This window comes from Amycolatopsis sp. NPDC102389 (genome assembly GCF_044765885.1).
Lineage (GTDB): Bacteria > Actinomycetota > Actinomycetes > Mycobacteriales > Pseudonocardiaceae > Amycolatopsis.
Genome location: NZ_JBIWKX010000104.1, coordinates 1 through 14,662 on the forward strand (window position 1 = coordinate 1; position 14,662 = coordinate 14,662).

Here is a 14,662-nt window from a genome sequence, read left to right on the forward strand (position 1 = left end):
GCGGTTCGCCGTCGGGCCCGAAGACCGGCTGCTTGCCGTGTCCGCACTGGACTTCGACCTGTCGGTGTACGACATCTTCGGCCCGCTGTCGGTCGGAGCCGCCGTCGTCACCATCACCGAGGACGGCCGCCGCGACGCGCACCGGTGGCACGACCTGGTCACCACGCACGGAGTCACGATCTGGAACACCGTTCCCGCGCTGCTCGACATGCTCCTGGTCGCCGGTGCGGAGCGACTGCCGTTGCGGATCGTCCTGCTCTCCGGCGACTGGGTCGGTCTCGATCTACCGGGCCGGCTGGCCGAGCGCGCTCCGGAGTGCAGGTTCCTGGCCCTCGGCGGGGCGACGGAAGCGGCGATCTGGTCGAACTTCACCGAGGTCTCGCGGGTGGATCCCGCCTGGATCTCCATCCCGTACGGCACTCCGCTGCGCAACCAGCGATTCCGCGTCGTGGACGATCTCGGCCGGGATTGCCCGGACTGGGTCACCGGCGAGCTCTGGATCGGTGGTGAGGGCGTGGCACAGGGCTACCGTGGCGCACCCGAGCAGACCGCGGCCCGCTTCGTCGAACACTCGCCGCACGATCGCTGGTACCGAACGGGAGACCTCGGCCGCTACTGGCCGGACGGCACACTGGAGTTCCTCGGGCGAGCCGACCAGCAGGTGAAGATCCGGGGGCACCGCATCGAACTCGGCGAGATCGAAGCAGCCCTCGAATCCGCTCCTGGTGTCGCCCGCGCGGCCGTCGTCGTGACCGCCGACCGGCGGCTCGCCGCCGCCGTGGTGGCGAGGACTTCGATCGAACCGATCCGGTCCCATATAGCGACGCTGCTGCCCGTCCACATGCTTCCGGACGCGGTCGTGGTGCTGGAGAGCCTGCCGCTCACCGCCAACGGCAAGGTCGACCGGGCCTCGATCGCCACGGTCGTCCAGCCGACGGAACAGACCGGTTCAGCCGCACCTGTTGGTGCGGTGGAGACGACGATCGCGGATATCTGGGCGGATCTGCTCGGCCGCGACCACGTCGGACGCGATCAGAACTTCTTCACTCTCGGTGGGGACAGTCTTCGGGCGACCAGGCTCATCGCGGCGCTGCGTACCCGGCTCGGCTTCACGTTGTCGCTCTCGGCCCTTTACGCGGCGCCGACCGTCGAAGGCTTGGCCCGTGCCGTCTCGGCTCGGGCGGCGCTTAGCGAAGCGATGGAGGAAGGGACACTTTGACCGCGGTGAATCCAGGTTCGTCACGACGGACCTGGATTTCGCAACAGGCTCCAGCTTGAGTTTCAACCTGTTAGGCGGGGTCGTGGGTCGTTTGGCCGAAATCACCGAAAATCGAGCAGTCCCAGCCCCACACGTTCGAGGGTGCGCGAGGTCAGACCGGCTGACTTTTGAGACAAAGAGCCGACCTTCGTTTCGGCTCGCGCCCCTACGCTTCGTTGGCCGGACCCGGCAATGAAACCGGAGAGAAGATTCCTTCCTTGGGGCAGGCTAGGAGTGAGCTGCGAATGTCAACGCTCACTACACCGGAGAATTTTCGAACTGCGGCTCGAACGACGACCGCTGAGGGGGTTCGTCGACTTTCGCTGACCGCGGCGGAGTCTTCCGAAGTGGCAAGTCTCGCCGATCGCACGCTGGGCGCGATGAGCGATGGAGACCTGGTCGGTCATTTGGACGAAGTTCGGGTGGCTTCGGAGAATCTGCCACCGCGTCTCAGACGCTTTCTCGTCGAATCACGGGTGACCGAGTCCGATATCTTCTCGGTCTCCGGCCTGCCCATTGGATCCGATCTTCCACCCACCTCCGCGGGCTGGACAGCCGCCCAGCGGACCGGTGCCGGTCTGCGGGAGCAGATGGTATTGCTGCTGTGCGGCTCGCTCGTCGGCGATCCGTTCACGCTGGTGAGGCTTTGTTCCCGGTTCCAGGGGTAGTCTCCCAGCGGATCCAGCAAACGGTCCATCAGCCGCGCGACGTCCGCGAACGCCTCCGCCGGAAGACCGGTGAGGCTCGATCAGACCGGCGACCTGATCCACGTGGGAACGAAGTGTCTCGAGCGTCCCGTTGTTGTCGACGCGCAGCCGCACAGCGGCGAACGTGGCCGGCTCCTTGTCGAACGGGTCCTCGTCGGCACTCGGGAAACGCTCGGATCCGATGCGCGTGCGCCGGATACGAGGGTCGGCGTCGACCTCGACGAACACCGCTCCCAGATCGACCAGGCGGTGGAGATCCGCCGAACAGCGCGGCCCGATCACGATGAGCGGGCGTGGATGACGCAGGGCGCGGTCGATGAGCCAAGCCGGGTCGGCTGCGAGCAACTGCGCTGCCAGGCCAGGCCGCGCAGCGCTTTGGCGTCGTAATCGTCCAGGGCGTTCGCCGTCATCCCGTGACGGCGCTCGTAGTCGCGTAGAAGCGGCTCGGAGATCGATGCGATCGAAGACCTCAACGACCAGGACACGTTGCCCCGGTACCAGTTCGCCCCCGTCGAAGCTGCTGCCTGCCTTCGACGCGTTCGGAGTACAGGAACGGCACCGCTGCCTGGCAAGCGAGTTCGAAGCCGAATACCACCGCGCCCGCCGCCGGTGCCACGACGACGTCGAAGCCGGTGACGCCGGCCGTACCGAGTTGTCGCAGGAGAGCCGAACATGTCGTGGTACAAGCGTCAGGATGCTGGTACTTCAGGGCAACCATGTTGCCTGATGGCACAACCTGCCGGCCTGGCCTGTAACGACGCCGGGGCGACCGGAGAGCACACGCTGACCTGCGGTTCGTCCTTGCTGGACTGATCGAGGTCTCGTCATCCGATACGCCGAACCGGCGAGGATCCACAGGTCAAGGTCGCCCACCTTCGGTTGGCGAAGGTGCTGTTCCAAGGGGTGAAAACATCGCTTGACCCGCCAGGTCACAACCTTTAGCTCCGACTCGGAATTTACCTTGAAAAATCTTTCGGATACCGAGACGGAAGAGGCGGGGTCTCAGCTCTTGAAATTGTGACTCTTTCAAGTAGTGGTCGCTATGGCGGAAAGGTCGAAATGTTAGTCCGCCGTTGCCTTTCTGGCCATCCCTTGTGCTGATCAAATGGTGGGGAATCGACGATGGTCGATACAGTAGAGTCCGCGGCGGTCGCCCTCGTCGGGGTGGCCTTCGAATTCCCAGGTTGCGATGACTGGGAGAGCCTGACAGAACTGCTCCGTGCGGGCCGGGACGTGATGCGTCAGATACCGGACGCGCGCGCCGAGAGTACCGGTGTGGCGCGCTCCACGGGTGAGCGCGACGCAGGCTGGATCGATGACATCACCGGGTTCGACTACCGATACTTCGGCCTGTCCCGGGCCGAGGCCGAGTTGATCGACCCACGGCAGAGACGGATGCTCCAGCTCGCCGTGCGGGCGATCGGCGACGCCGGGTACGCCCCCGCGGAATGGGCGGGCGCCAACGTCGCTGTGTTGTCGGCCGATTACGGCGGGCCGCGGGCGAGTCCGTTCGACCTGCTGTCCCGGGGCGATCAGCGGACCGCCCTCGCGGAGACCGGCAGCTTGCACGCCTACCTGGCGGGCCGGATCGCCTTTCACCTGGACCTCAGAGGGACGGCCGAGGTCATCGACACCGCCTGTTCGTCGTTTTTGGTCGCTCTGCACGAGGCCTGGTGGAAACTCGCTCGTGGTGAGTGTGACGCGGCGCTGGTCGGTGGCTATGAACTCGCCTTGGGTGATTCGGCGCAACGCAGCACCGACGTCGACGGACTCGGCCTGCTTTCCTCCGTTGGCCGGCGCCTGCCGTTCGATGCGGAAGCCGATGGCTTCACCCCCGGCGAAGGTGGCGGCTTTGTCCTGGTCAAACGCCTCGCCGACGCGCTTCGGGACGGCGACTGTGTGCGCGCTGTGATCCGGGGCAGTGCGACCAACCAGGACGCCTCGCGAACCACCGGGCTGACGGCGCCCAGCCCCAGTGCCCAGACCGAGGTGATCTCCGCGGCGAGAGGCGACCCGCGGTCGCCGTAGAACTGCCTCGTCGCCGAGTCGAGTGAACGGTCCATTGTGGACACCGACAGTGCTCGGAAGGAGTATCGGCGGTAAGCCCGGCTGCCGGCCGGGCTCAGGAAGGTGAACCGGATCCGGGCCAGGAAGCTGTTCGGCGGATTGCTGCTGGAGGTGACCGCAGTCCTCGCCCTGGCGGCCATTGTCGTGATCGTCCTGTGGCCGCTGCTGCACCGGTAGCCTCAGCGCCCTATGCTCGAAGCGTCTGGAGGCGGGGGGCGAAATCGATGGACGAGGAATACCACGCACGGATGTTGGCGGAGCTGGAACAGCTGGTCGAAGACGCGGGATTCGGCTTCGTGGTTGTCCAGGAGCGGGTCATCGCGGCCGAGGGCAAGACCTTGACCTCGAATGAGGTGTCGCAGCTCGACCTCACTCCCCGTCGTCCCAAGGACCGCCTGTCGAAAAATGATGTCTTCGTGAGACCCTTGGACGTCCGCTCCAGGCTCGAGCTGCTGCTCGACCTGATCGAGGTCGCGACAGTGGGCACGGCCGAGATGGAGCGTGCCGTGGTGGCCAATCTCGGTGCCACCATCATCTTCGACAGCCCACCGGAAGCCGAACTGCGGGGAGCGAGCGTGGAATCGTGGACGCTTTCGGAGCAGATGGCAGCCGCCACCCCTTCCGTGGCCGAAGTGGCCGGCGTCCTCCACGAATTGCGAGCGGTCACGGAATTGCCGCGAGGGGAGTGGCTCTCGCCATACGATCGTGACGACGACAGTCCCTCCTGTTGGCGAGAACACGATGACGAGCCAGGGACAAGCTCCGGGGCCCAGTACGGAGCGGCGACTACTGGACAGGCTCAAAGCCTCGCTGCCCGCAGCGTTGCCTGCGGCTCTGGACGCGGCCGGCTCCCACACCACAGCCGGAAACGATCTGTACGAAGCCTACCTGTTCTCGCTGGTTCTTCGTGCTGCCGGCGCTGAGGGCTACACCGTGGACTTCCGGCAGAGCGACGGAGGGCCGACGAGCGAGTTCCGGCTGCGTCGAGGTCCCGGACGGCTGCCGACGGGTGACTTCACCCACGCGGTGCTGAGCCACCCGGGGACGGCCAAGAGCCCGCTCGAAGTACACACCGGTGTCGCCGTGATAGGGACGAGCAAGGTGGCCCACGAGGCGGATGTCCTGGTGCTCCGCCAGGACGTGGCCGATCGCTGCCGGAGGCTTCACATCGACCCGAACAGCACCGGCGCAGTGATCGTGGTCGAGGGCAAGTACTACACCAGACCACTATCCCTCGGCATGGGGCGGCAATTCCTCGGTCTCGACTCCAAAATGTCGCGCAAGGCCACGACCATCCTGGCGGCGACGGTCGTCAACAAATCGGTGATGCACCTGCTCCAAGGCAGGGAGCGGGCCTATGACCTCGGAGTACTGCCCGGGCTCAAAGCCGAGCACGACCTCAAGGAGCGGTTCGCCATGATCCTGCGCGGTTACCGCAATGGTCCGTGACGTCTCGTCAGGGATCTTCCGGGCAGGCACCACTGTGCGTGTCGGTGACTAGCCCGCTCGGGCCGGTGGTCCTGTGCGACGGAACCAATCCTACTGTTGTGTTTTGCTCCGCGGTGACCAAATCCGCTCTCGGCGCACACAATCAGGCGCTTCCATGTCGCGAAAACCGCATTAACATGGAATACATGGGGAGGAAACGGAAAAGTAAGTCAGGATTCATCGGCCGGTATTTCGGGTATGTTCTCTTGCCGGTCATCGTGTACGGCTGGGCATCGGGGAACATGAGCGCCGCGTTCATTCTGATCGCTTCGTCGCTGACCTTGCTCTACATGCTCTTCGCCGCGCCGTCCTGGTGTATGGCGACGACGCGCGACGGAAACGGTTGCCGCCGAAACTCTTCCGGTCTGCTGCTGGGGTGCTCCCTGCGTGAGCACAAATGGCAGAAAATAAAGATGGCGTTCCGGGCCAGTAAATGGGGTGAGCTCTTCGGCCGGTTCTGGGGTAACACGGCCAATTCGGCCGCGGCCGTGAGCGCTATGGCCGCGACCCTCTCCGCGCTTGTTGCCGCTGTCGCGCTCGCCACCAGATGAGCCTCGGCCGCGGCTAACCGAGAAGCCGGGTGATCTTCGGTCCCATCGGGTCTCCTACCAGGGACAGGGAGTTCTCCGCTCGTGCGGCCAGACTGAGCGGATCCTCGTTGTCGATCAATTGAGCGTGGACGAGCCGGTCCAGTGCGGCTCCGATGAGTGGGGCGGACGCGCGGAGGGCCGAGTCGAGAGCGATGGCTTCGGTGCTACCACCGTGGACGACGATGTTGCGTTGCCGGTAAAGCCGGCGGAAAACGCCGCGCATCGTCATGCTGACGTCGCGCAGCTGCTCTGCTTGGTTGGCGAGCAGGGCCTTCATCCGCTGAGCGGCGGCGACCTCGTGGGGCGACGTGAGGGCCAGTGGGATGCTCGATCCCTTGGCGAGTGCCTCGACGATCACTTCGCAGCGCTCCACGTTGGTACCGCAGTCGTCAAGGCGCCGGCAGAGGTCGTCCGCGGTTGCCGGGGCATGCCGGTAGGACAAGGCGGTGAGTTCCGCTCGCGGCCAGGAGCAGGCCACGATCGCGGCCAGCCGGTCCGCGACGACAGCGCGGCCTTCGGTCACGTCCTGCTCGTCGCCGGGGTGATACAGGCGGGATTCGACCGCGGCCCAGCCACCCGCCGCGGCCGTCGCTGTCGAGCCGTCGTCGAGTGGGGCAGCCAGCTCGAGTGCCTCGTCGAGGCGGCCACTGTGGTTGACCGCGTACATGGTCCGCTCGCTCTCCAGCGAGAGCACGCTGACACCGCGGTTCGGTGGGATGAGAGGCACAGGTTTCGGATGGCCTTTGATCCACACTTGGCCGACTGGCTGGAGCCGCTGCGACTCCCATGGTGCCGGTAGGCCGAGCCGCGTGCGTAGGACCGGCGTGCTTCCAGACGGCGTACCAAGGCGCCGGCTGCCCGTGCCGCCGCGACGGGGTCTTTGACGGTGAAGTGGTAGACGAACGCGCCGTTGTGCCGCGGCGGCTTGTCGAACCCGTTATCGGCGAACCACTGCGCGGCCACGGGAGGGGGCAGCCATTCGTCCAGGTGCGAGGCGAGGTTCGCGTGATCCGGCACGGAGACGAACGGGACGAGGACCTCGTACTCGCGATCCTGCTGTTCGGCCAGGCGACGCGCGTCCTGAAGCAGGTCTTCGAGTGTGGCGTCCGGACGATTGCGGAACCCAGCTGCCCAGCGATTGAGGTACCCAGAGCTGTGACCGCAGTCGAGCAAGTACGTCGCGACGGTCCGGGCCAGCCGTTCGGGAGAGGGCGGCTTGGCGCTGTCGACGCTCGCGGCCCAGCGCTCGAGATAGCCTTGTCTGATGGCAGGCATGAGCTGGATCAGGCGGCGGCGTTCGCGGCCGTCGGTTGGCAACTTCGATCTGAGGAGAGTGGTGAGTTCCCTGCGAAGCCGGGTGTCGCCCAGCCCGCGATCCGGGCCGAGCTGCCGTTCCAGTTCGTGCAGGTACCAGGAGACCGCCCCCGAGGACAGCACCCGGCGTCGCGTCCAGTCACCGCATTCGATCGCTTCTTCCAGCGCCAGGATGTTGCTCGCCTCCCACAGCCGGCGAGGCCAGGGAGTAGTCTCGCGGAAGAAGTCCAGCAAGCGGGCGAGTACATGGCTGGCGTAGGGATCGGTGACCAATTTCACCGAGGACCGAACTGGCGCGGATGCAGACATGGGGTGCTATCCTGGCACAGCACCACCCAGAGTCTTAGGCAAGGGGAGCCGCCCGAAAGGGCCGCTCCCCTCCTTTTTTGCCTTTGCCCGTGCGCCTGCTCGGCCCTCAGCGGCGGCCAGGAGCGGTGCCCGCCGGGGTCTCGGCCGGGTGTGCGGTTAGATGGACACCTTCTTCGCGCCATTTCCGGAGGATGCGGCGGCCGTAGTTGTGGGTTCCGGCGACGCGGTCCAGTTCTGCGCCGGAAGGCGTCCGGCCCTGGGCACGCTCGCGCTCGTAGTGGGCTCGCATCAGCTGCTCGGCGGTCAGCTTGGGGAGCGGGGCGGGTGCCGCAGATGGGGCTTTGACCGGAGCGGGCACCTCTGGTTTTGGGGCGGCAGGTTCGACGCGGTGGCGTTTGAGGGCACGGTTGAGGAGTTCGACGGCCAGCAGTAGGGCAAGGGGTGGACAAGCCGCGACGGCGACACCGAGTGCGCTGGTCACCGGCGCCGAGCCGATGTTCGCGCAGAGCGACAGCGAGATACCGAAGAGGAAGGCGGCCCAGGCCGTCCACCGGCTCGAGCCGTCGCGGTTCGGTTCCACAGTTCGACGGTCGCCGTGGTGAGAAGGCCGTCGACGATGAGGGGCCAGATGGGGGCGGTCATGGTGTCGGCGCCGAAGCGGAGGGCGAATTGGCGTCCCTGGATGTAGGAGGCGTAGGCGGCGCCGAGGGCGACCAGAGCGGTGCAGGCGCATCGGATACGAAGGGAGAGGGCGCTCACGTGGCGCCTCCCGAACGGCGGCGGCCGCGGCGTGGCAGCTCGACAATCGTGGAAATCAGCAGGTCAGGACGCTTTTCAGTCTGGGTGGATGCTGCTCGTACCTCGTCGGCGGGGTTGTACTGGCGCACCGCTAGGTCGAGGGACCAGATGTGCGGACGCCTCTTCGTGCAGGCGCATCCGGAAGCACGTGCGACCGAGGTTCCTGCGCGCGCGGACACCGAGAACCGGGTTGGGAAGGTGGGCAGAGGCGACCAGCGCAGCCTGCCACGCGGAGAGTGCGTCGCGCCGGTGTCCTCGCGAGAGGTTGGAAAGTGTTGAGAGCCTGGGCCGATACCAGACTGTGTGGTGGAGGTCGAGGGCCACCGCCGCGTGCTGAGCGGCCAGGAGAACGGTGTGCTCGGGTTGCAGCCAAGCCATCGCGGCCGCGCAATCGGGAAGTGATTGGGGGTGGACCCCCGGTGCGGGCGGATAGGGTTGCAGAAGCGGGCGATTCGACTCGAGCAGGTGGTCGTCGCCGTGTGCCCCGAGATACCACGAGACCGCGTGCTCGTCCGGGGCTCGGAAGGGATGTCGCATCTCCTGCCTGTCGGCCAGGATCGCTACAAAGAGTGATCCACCGACCGTGCCTGCGCACGCTTGGTAAAACCGAAGTCCTGTGAACCACCGATCGGCGGAACCGTACGGCGTGTCGCCGTTCACCGTGTCGTGTGGACCGTTTGACGCTTGGCGCGAACTACTTGCGAGTACGCAACGTGTCGTGGCGCATGCTGATCCGAACCACGTGTTACCCCTGTAAAGGAACGCGGCCCCCTGTTGCACCAGGAGGCCGCGTAGCTGTCCCAACTGAATATGAACCACTTCCCAGTCGCTCAACCAGGGAACGCCGTGAGCCTAGGGCCTGTCGCGCCGGTCGCGCCAGTCCCAGTTTTCCGCGGCGTTCACCGGTGATGTCCAAAAAGGACCTAATTCATGCCTGTGAGCACCACTTGCAAGCCCGTCAGCGTTTATCGTCTCGAAGGCGGTCGCGCGCTGACGGAGTATCTCGGTCAGGTAGTCGAGGACGTCGTCTTCGAAGGCCCCGTGACCATCGACGAACTTCGCGGCCATCTTGTCGTCGGGACGCGCGAGTCGGACCGTCCGGTGTGGGCCGAACAGCTCGAATCCCTGACCGCTGTCTCCTTTGACGACCTGCCGGGACGGCAGCCCTGGGCCGTCCTTCTGCTCCCGGTCGGGGACTGGACGTTCGCCCTGACCTTCGGTGGTGGGCACCTGCTGCTCGACGACGACCTCATCGACCAGTCGTTCGGGCTGTCGTTCGCGATCCGGCGGCTCGACGCCGAGCGTCTCGGGTCGGTGGCCCGCGCCGCGCTGGACGCGACCGCCAGGTTGATCCAGACCTCGTTCCCGGGCGGCGGCGAACTCGGCGCCTTCGGTCTTGAGCCCTACGGCGAGATGGTGACGCGGGTTTCCGGTTCGGCCGATCTCAGCGATCTGACCTACGGCAGGGAGACGCGGCGGAGGCACCAGATCCGGGCCGCGCGTTCGCTGAACCTGCCGATGCCGAGTTCGCCCGTCGCCTTCACCCGGGATCTGGCGGCCCTGACGAGGATCGTCGACGAGCCCGACGAGCATTCCGCGCTCCGATTCTGGGCGCAGGTGCGGACACTCGGGAAGAACCACGAACTGGAACCCGAACTCGAGAAGCGGTTGGCGGCGGCCCTGGGCGGCGATCGCGACGCCGGGCTGATCGGTTTCGCCTGGCCGCAGAGCGTTGTCAAGGAGGCGGAAGCGGCGGAGTCCTTCAAGCTCCGCCGGGCGGGGCGGAGTCCTGTCGTATTCACCCATGACGACGGTCTCGACACGATCGTCAGCCGGCTTTCCGCAGTGGCTCCGCAGCTGCGGATGAAGATGCTGCGGGACGCGACGGTGACGCCGTGCGACGACATTGAGGGCGAGCAGCCGCTCCGCGGGCCCATCCCTTTGCGGAAGTGGATCTCGTTCGAGACCGAGATCGACCACAGTGTCTACTGCTTCCATCAGGGCGCGTGGTTCCGGATCGGGGAGCGATTCGTCGAGCAGATCCGGGGCCAGGTGGCGGATCTGCTGACGAACCGGGTGGACCTGGATCTGCCGACGTGGGTGCCGACCGCGTTGCAGGACGACGAGCATCGCTACTGCGAGCTGGTCGCTACGAAGCCGGGATACGTGTGCTTGGACCGGGATCTCGCGAACACTCCGTTCAACCACCGGCTCGAACTGGGCGACGTCCTGGGCCCGGCCGACGAGTTGATCCACGTCAAGTGGCTGCTGCGGGCCACCGCGGCGAGCCATCTCTGCGTCCAGGCCGGTAGCGCCGCGTGGTCGCTGCGGATGGAGCCGGAGGCCCTGGAGCAGTTGCGTGCCAAGGTGCGGCTCGCCGAGCCTGGACGTGAACTCAAGGCGCCGTCGGCACTGGTTCTGGCCATCGCCGGTCGCCCGTGGACCGTCGAGAAGCTCTTCACGTTGTCGCAGATCGGGCTGCTTCGCCTCCAGGGCGAAGCCCGCTTCCTCGGGACGAAGTTGCAGTTCGCCGAAATCCCGTATGTCGACAAGGAGACCGCGAAGAGGATGCGCGCCGAAGCGGCGTGATCTTCCCTGACCCGGCTCGGGCAAGTGCGGGCCGCCGCATGCCCGAGCCGGGATGCCGCGTCTGCTGATCGCGGCCCTGGCCACCCCTCGGAGTGGTGACGGCCTGGGCCATCGACGCCTTCACTGAAGACAACGGCGCCACCGTGGTTCTTTCAGGTAGCCGTCGCTGGGTGCCGACTGGGTGGCCATGATGCCCGGCGTCCGGAGTGATGCCGCCCGGCTTGAGGACGTCCGCCGTAAGTCGGCATGCCCCCAACGTCTCCAGGAGATAGGATCGTATGTCGACCGTCACGTCGGCAGGCGGAGGGAACCATGCGGTTCGTGGGAGATGATCCAGAGAAGCCACGCAGAGTCAGGGTTCGAGACCGAGAGGACATCGGTATTGTCCTCGATCAGGGAAAGAACATCGGCTCCGGAGGCCCGGCAGGCTCCATCTACTGCCTCGGTATCCTCTTTCCGGATACCGGCGAAGTGAAGTACTACGACCAAGATGCCGTCACGGATGCCTAAATCATCCGTGAGAATCGGTCGCTAACGCTGTTCCAGCTGGTCCACTATGCGGTCCCAGGGCGCGGAAAAGAATTCCTGCTTGGTGTAGACTAGATGACTGCGGCCGAAGGACTCGAAGACGGAAAAGTCCATCATCTTCAGCTTGGGTATCTGTGCCTCGCGGTCGAAGTACGGCGTGGCGTGGCCATTGCTCGAACGGCCTTCGGAGCCCATGTGGCTGCCACCGATCACGAAGTTCAGGCTGGTGTCGCTGAATGGACCTCCTTTCTCGATATCGAGTGCGTAGATCGTCTCGCCCTGGTGCTCGATGCGGACGGCGATCTTAGCCTCGGTCCGGCGCACGGTTCCCGCGAAGCCCTTTGATTCCAGCTGATGAACGGCGGCTTGTAACTGTTCGGACAGGTAATCGTAGGTGGCATCCAGTTCCCGGTAGGTACTGAAGTTCTGCGGTACGACCTTCGGCATGCGGAACTCAAGCGCTTCTTGCACGACCTCGCCGACGTCGCAGGCGGCCTGTGGGGTGCCTGTTCCGAAGCGTTGCACCACGGCCGCCGCGAGTTGCTCGGGCGTGTGGTCATCCGCCTTCAGGTAGTGAATATGCGGGTGCAGGAGATCGGCCGGGACCTCGACGCTGCCGCAGAGGACGGGCAGGACGTAGCCGTCACCCTGGCTCACCGCGGTCATCATGGCGGCCGAGAACTCGTCCTGTGGAATCGGCTTGGCCAGATATTCGGTGGATATGAAGGGCACGAAGTAGCGGGTGCTCTTGCCGTAGACCTTCCGCTGCTCGCGGATGAAGTTCTTGCCCCACCAGTCGTTGGTGAGATCGCGGTCATAGAAGACCGAGACGCCCCGGCTTTTGCACGCCTCGACGAACTCGGCGACGTAGTCCCGTTGCTCGCCGGCGAAGGAAACGGCGATATCGTAGGTCGGAACGCTCATCTCGCCAGTGTACCCGTGCGGAGAAGATCGACACCATGATGGAAAGTACCATGCAGTCATGGTGTCGGTCGAGGAAATAGGTCAGCCGGGTAGCGGTGAATTCTTTGGGAAACCGGAGACCTTCTATGGCAGGGAGGAGCTGTACCGGAGGCCCGGTCTGCTGGCGAAATGGCCGAAGTTCGACGAGGAAAACCTGCGTCGGCTGCTCGTGGTGTTGGACGGCACGGACATGTGGGACGAGAGGAGATACTCGTACCATCTGCGTTGGTATGAGATTCGCATGCAGAGCAGGAAGATGTTCGCCGGCACGGCACTCGTCGTGATGCTGATCTTGTTCGGGATCGTGAACGTGGGTGCTCTGTTCAGGTGGCTCGACAGGTTCGGACATCCGCGTACCGGCGGCGAGGCTGTTCTGGCTTCGGCCTTTTACGTTGCGGTGTTCTTTGGTGCGGTTCTCGCCTGGCGGATCACATCCTATCTGGAGGGTGGTCCGCGAAATCGTTTCTTCAGGCTCATGCACAAGGCGGAGATCGAAGCAAATCGTGACTTCTTGAATCATGGTGATGAGGAGGTCGTCCGGAGCGCGGGCTATGCTGGGGGAGCCGCCCAGGCACTCTTTCGCGCCCTTCGTATGGGGCGACGGCGTTGGAGTACCCCGCCTGGGATCTCGGATCGCGCACTAAGACTTTCTCGTCCGTTGATAGACCTGGAGATCATTTCCGCCGGCCCAAATGGTGGCTACCGGACTTGTCTGCGGTATTATCGTCATTTCCTTCACGACTTCGCTGGCTTGATCGCCCTGAGGCGTGCGGACCTGACCCCCGCTCTGCGCGCGTATTACAGCGTGCTTCCGGGGCGAATCGGGGCCGAGAGCCAGGACGTCGCCGAGGCTGACAACTTGTTCTTGGACCCCATGCACAAGCATCACCGGTGGGAGGTCGTGAAGGACTTCCTCTATCCGCTCGGATCGTGGTTCAGCGTCCTGGTTTCCACCGTCGCGCTCCTCGTTGGCGTCCTCCGGAAATAGGGAGATCGCGCGCCGCGGAACCGCCTCTCGTGGCTAGGGCGTGTCCTGTAAGTGATCTAGCTGCGGTCCGGTTGGATTGCGGGCGTGGTTGGTCGCGGTGAGTTGACGGACAGGGCATGGGCGGTGATCGAGCCGCTGCTGCCGCCGCGGCAAGGCGGTGATCCCGCCGGTGGCGGGATCACCGGCAGGTGATCAACGCGATCCTGTGGAAACTGCGCACCGGCGCGCCCTGGCGCGACCTGCCTGATCGCTACGGGCCCTGGAAGACAGCGCACGAACGGCTGCGGTTGTGGACCAAAGACGGAACCTGGGATCGGATTCTCGACCGGGTGATCGTCAAAGACGACGCCGTCGGCGACCTCGAATGGATCATTTCGGTCGACTCGAGTGTGGTCCGGGCGCACCAGCACTCCGCTGGAGCCCGGAAAAAAGGGGATGCAGCAACGGAATCGAAGCCCTCGCCCTCGACGGGGAAGGACTCGGGCGGTCCCGCGGCGGGCTGAGCACCAAGATCCATCTCGCCGTCGACGGACGGGGTTTGCCGATGCGGTTCCTGCTCACCCCTGGTCAAGCCGGGGACAATCCGCAGCTGATTCCGCTGCTGGACGACATCAGTGTCGCCCGCATCGGACCGGGGCGTCCGCGGTGCCGGCCGGAGACGGTGATCGCGGACAAGGCGTACTCGCATCCCTCGACCCGCCAGGCGATGCGGGACCGGCAGATCACGTTTGTCAGTCCGGAACGCGATGACCAGATCGCCCGCCGCGTCGCCAAAGGCTCCCGCGGCGGGCGACCACCGGCCTTCGACACAGAGGTCTACAAGCAGCGCAATGTGGTTGAACGGTGCTTCAACCGGCTCAAACAATTCCGCGACCTGGCCACCCGCTACGCCAAACGCGCCGCCTACTACCAGGCCGAACTCACCATCGCCGCGATCGTCCTCTGGCTTCGATGACTTACAGGACAGCGCCTAGCTTGAGTTTTAACGTCTGAGCGGTGGGGTGGCACCCTGGTTGATCATGGGTGAAGCCCTTGGTTGATCATTCCTCTTGCGACAGAGGGA

The 14,662-nt window shown here is 65.2% G+C and carries 12 protein-coding genes and 3 pseudogenes; 12 read left to right on the forward strand and 3 right to left on the reverse strand.

Translation table 11 applies throughout. The annotated features are described in order from the left end of the window. The 7 genes from ACIRGA_RS39750 to ACIRGA_RS39780 all read left to right on the forward strand — a co-directional run. The coding region (locus tag ACIRGA_RS39750) for an AMP-binding protein (protein WP_400952273.1) at positions 1–1,219 on the forward strand (1,219 nt) is incomplete at its 5' end. Positions 1,220–1,605: 386 nt separating this feature from the next. Continuing rightward, complete coding sequence (locus tag ACIRGA_RS39755) at positions 1,606–1,926, forward strand: hypothetical protein (protein ID WP_400952276.1); 321 nt, start codon at positions 1,606–1,608, stop codon at positions 1,924–1,926. A gap of 69 nt (positions 1,927–1,995) precedes the next feature. After that, positions 1,996–2,352, forward strand: coding sequence for a hypothetical protein (locus ACIRGA_RS39760; protein WP_400952279.1), 357 nt, complete (start codon positions 1,996–1,998; stop codon positions 2,350–2,352). A 735-nt stretch (positions 2,353–3,087) separates the two neighbouring features. Beyond that, positions 3,088–3,993 carry a polyketide synthase gene (locus ACIRGA_RS39765; RefSeq protein WP_400952281.1) on the forward strand — a complete coding sequence of 302 codons (906 nt, stop codon included), beginning with the start codon at positions 3,088–3,090 and terminating at the stop codon, positions 3,991–3,993. 263 nt (positions 3,994–4,256) lie between these two features. Then, positions 4,257–4,955: a hypothetical protein gene (locus ACIRGA_RS39770; RefSeq protein ID WP_400952283.1), complete on the forward strand. Its 699-nt coding sequence runs from the start codon at positions 4,257–4,259 to the stop codon at positions 4,953–4,955. Positions 4,956–4,965: 10 nt separating this feature from the next. Further along, positions 4,966–5,481 carry a hypothetical protein gene (locus ACIRGA_RS39775; RefSeq protein WP_400952286.1) on the forward strand — a complete coding sequence of 172 codons (516 nt, stop codon included), beginning with the start codon at positions 4,966–4,968 and terminating at the stop codon, positions 5,479–5,481. A gap of 44 nt (positions 5,482–5,525) precedes the next feature. After that, on the forward strand, positions 5,526–6,071 hold the full coding sequence (locus ACIRGA_RS39780) for a hypothetical protein (protein WP_400952290.1): 546 nt from the start codon (positions 5,526–5,528) through the stop codon (positions 6,069–6,071). A 13-nt stretch (positions 6,072–6,084) separates the two neighbouring features. Here ACIRGA_RS39780 and ACIRGA_RS39785 read toward each other — a convergent pair whose 3' ends face one another. Next, on the reverse strand, positions 6,085–6,804 hold the full coding sequence (locus tag ACIRGA_RS39785) for a hypothetical protein (protein WP_400952293.1): 720 nt from the start codon (positions 6,802–6,804) through the stop codon (positions 6,085–6,087). Between the two features lie 1,035 nt (positions 6,805–7,839). Next, positions 7,840–8,492 (reverse strand): annotated as a pseudogene (locus ACIRGA_RS39790) (DUF2637 domain-containing protein). A gap of 969 nt (positions 8,493–9,461) precedes the next feature. Between ACIRGA_RS39790 and ACIRGA_RS39795 the strand changes: the two are divergent. The 3 genes and pseudogenes from ACIRGA_RS39795 to ACIRGA_RS39805 all read left to right on the forward strand — a co-directional run bounded on the left by ACIRGA_RS39795 (position 9,462) and on the right by ACIRGA_RS39805 (position 11,630). Beyond that, positions 9,462–11,120 carry a TIGR04141 family sporadically distributed protein gene (locus ACIRGA_RS39795; RefSeq protein WP_400952296.1) on the forward strand — a complete coding sequence of 553 codons (1,659 nt, stop codon included), beginning with the start codon at positions 9,462–9,464 and terminating at the stop codon, positions 11,118–11,120. Between the two features lie 86 nt (positions 11,121–11,206). Continuing rightward, positions 11,207–11,311 (forward strand): annotated as a pseudogene (locus ACIRGA_RS39800) (hypothetical protein); the annotation flags it as partial. A 121-nt stretch (positions 11,312–11,432) separates the two neighbouring features. Next, the gene (locus tag ACIRGA_RS39805) at positions 11,433–11,630 is read left to right on the forward strand and encodes a hypothetical protein (RefSeq protein WP_400952298.1); all 198 of its coding nucleotides are present in this window, start codon (positions 11,433–11,435) and stop codon (positions 11,628–11,630) included. A 21-nt stretch (positions 11,631–11,651) separates the two neighbouring features. Here ACIRGA_RS39805 and ACIRGA_RS39810 read toward each other — a convergent pair whose 3' ends face one another. Then, on the reverse strand, positions 11,652–12,572 hold the full coding sequence (locus tag ACIRGA_RS39810; RefSeq protein WP_400952301.1) for a TIR domain-containing protein: 921 nt from the start codon (positions 12,570–12,572) through the stop codon (positions 11,652–11,654). A 58-nt stretch (positions 12,573–12,630) separates the two neighbouring features. On the opposite strand from ACIRGA_RS39810, the gene ACIRGA_RS39815 reads away from it, so the two are divergent. After that, a complete protein-coding gene (locus ACIRGA_RS39815) occupies positions 12,631–13,599 on the forward strand; it encodes a hypothetical protein (protein ID WP_400952304.1) in 969 nt (322 codons plus the stop codon). Between the two features lie 84 nt (positions 13,600–13,683). Continuing rightward, a pseudogene (locus tag ACIRGA_RS39820) lies at positions 13,684–14,554 on the forward strand (IS5 family transposase). The last annotated feature ends 108 nt before the right edge of the window (positions 14,555–14,662 follow it).